The sequence below is a fragment of the Stenotrophomonas pictorum JCM 9942 genome (assembly GCF_001310775.1).
Lineage (GTDB): Bacteria > Pseudomonadota > Gammaproteobacteria > Xanthomonadales > Xanthomonadaceae > Stenotrophomonas > Stenotrophomonas pictorum.
Genome location: NZ_BAZI01000392.1, coordinates 1 through 2,443, shown reverse-complemented (window position 1 = coordinate 2,443; position 2,443 = coordinate 1). Strand labels below are relative to the sequence as shown.

Below are 2,443 nucleotides of genomic sequence, written 5' to 3'. Positions count from 1 at the left end.
CCACGCAGCTGCTCGGACGCAGCCGTGGCCAGCAGCTGCAATCCATTGTCGCCGCGCGGGTGCTGCGCAGCGTGGCACCGTTGTTCCGGATCGCCTTGAGCGACGGCATTTCCACGCGCGCGTGCCGCCGGGTGGGAGCCGATCCGGCGCTGCTGCTGCGCTGGCCGGAATAGCAGGGCCTGGTCCTTGCGCACCCGCAACAGAACGGGCGCTCCTGGGCGCCCGTTCTGTTTTCCGCGCCGCGCGCCGCCTGTATCCGCAGCGGCAGCGCCGGTAGTCCGGATCCGCCCCGGCACCATACGGCTGCCGGTCGGGCACTTGACCGTTGCAGGTAACGGCAAACCTGCCGGAAATTGCCTGTCGACTCTTCACGCGGGCGGTTGTTGTGCGGCATGCTGTGAAGGAAACGTTGCGATGGTGGCCGGGGGGCGGCGCGCAACGTTGAAAACCGTTTCTGCACGCGCACTCAACCGGTCCGTGCCGGGCGGATTTTCTGTCGCGTTCTCTGAAGACGAACCTCGCCCATGCGTGCAGCACGTGTACTGATGTCGGACAGGCACCTGTGAACCGGATCTTCGCCCATCCACTGCGAAGGATCGGCGGTATCGGAAGCGTGGCGGCGATCGTGCTGGCCCTCGTGCTGGCGCTGTTGCTGTGGAATGACCGCAGCAACCGGTTGCAGGCCGCGCAGCGGCAGAGCATGGCCATCGCCACCGGCACCGATCGCCTGCTGCGCTCGGAGCTGTCCACGTTCGAACGGACGCTGCGCGGCACCGCCAACTATGCGCGCGACTATTTCTGGCTGGCTCCCGAGGAAGCGCCGGCGCTGCTGGAGTCGGCCATCGCCGGGGTGCTGGTACGCAATCCGGATCTGGCCACCATCACCCTGGTGGATGGCCAGGGCCGGGCGTTGTCGGGCGGGAACGGCGATCCGGGGTTCAGCCGTTGGGTCAATCCGGCGCACCGTGTGCTCAGGGGCGAGCTGTACCTGGGCAGGATGGAACGCGGACCGGACGGATCACGGCTGGTGCAGCTGGCCATTCCGGTACAGCCGGGGCAATGGCTGCTGGCGCAGGTCCGGCTGGCGGCGTTCCAGCGGATCGTTACTGGCCTGGATACCGGCCGCATGGGCGTGGTGTCCATCGGCAACCGCGATGGCCAGCTGCTGGCCCACAGTCTGGACCCGTCGCTGGTGGAGCGCACGCTGCCGCGGCCGATGCGGATCTTCCCACCCGAGGACAAGGTGAGGGCCCGCGGCGTGGCCAACAGTCCGGTCGATGGCCTATCCCGGATTGGCGCGATCAGCGCGCCGCGCGATTATCCGCTGATCGTGTTCGCCGGCTTGTCCTACGACGAGGTGATGGGGCCGTGGTACACCGCGCTGTATGCGGCCATCGGCCTGTACGTGCTGTACGTGGTCGGACTGCTGTACCTGATCCATATCCGCCGGCGCAGCCTGCGGCGGCAGGCGCGGCTGACCGAGGAGCTGCGCGCCGGCGCCGCCGAGCTGGCCCTGGCCCACCAGGTCGGCAAGGTAGGGACCTGGTCGATCAGCGGTGATGGCGGCACCCTGCGCTGGTCGGCGCAGACCCAGCAGCTGTTTGGCTTGTCGACCCGGCAATCGACCTTGCCGGCACTGTATGCACGCGTGCATGCCGAAGACCGTCCCACGTTGCGGGCCGAGCTGCAGGCGGCACTGGCCAACGGTGGCGTGGTGAACGCGCTGTTCCGCCTGGTGCTGCGCGACGGCTCCACGCGCTGGCTGTCGGCGCGCGGGGAAATGGTCAACGAGCACCGCCGCAAACGCATGACCGGTGCGGTGGTGGATGTGACCGAACGCGTGCACAGCCAGTTGCGCGCGCAGGAAGCCGAGCGCCAGTTCCGGCTGGTGTTCGATCGCAATCCGGCGCCGTTCTGGATTTTCGACCTCCATACCCTGCGCTTCCTGGAAGTGAACCAGGCCGCGGTGCGGCAGTACGGCTACAGCCGCGACGAATTCCTTGGCATGACGATCCTGGACATCCGCCCGGCGGAGTACCGCGAGGAGACGGTCGCGTTCATCCGGGAGCTGGCCGACGGGCTGCGTCCGGCCGAGGGGGTGTTCATCCACCGGCGCAAGGACGGCAGTCTGTTCGAAGTGATCGGGCACAGCGCGCGGCTGGAGTTCGATGGCAAACCCGCGCTGCTGGTGCTGGCCGAGGACGCCAGCCAGCGGCTGGCCTACGAACGCGATCTGGCCTATCGCGCCAGCCACCATGCCGGCACCGGCCTGCTGACGGTGCGGGCGCTGGCCGACCGTCTGGACGCCGCTGGCAGCGGCTACACGGTGGTCCACGTGCAGCTGCGCGGGATCCAGATGGTGGCCGATACGCTGGGCCAAGACGCAGGCGAGCAGGTGCTGCAGGCCATGGCGACGCGGCTGGGGGCGCTGGCGGCGGCTATG

General features: G+C 68.6%; 1 protein-coding gene. It reads left to right on the top strand.

Going from position 1 to position 2,443, the window contains the following annotated elements; translation table 11 throughout:
* Window positions 1-613: 613 nt before the first annotated feature.
* Window positions 614-2,443: PAS domain S-box protein (locus JCM9942_RS14160; RefSeq protein WP_157722947.1), on the top strand; the 1,830-nt coding region annotated here is incomplete at its 3' end.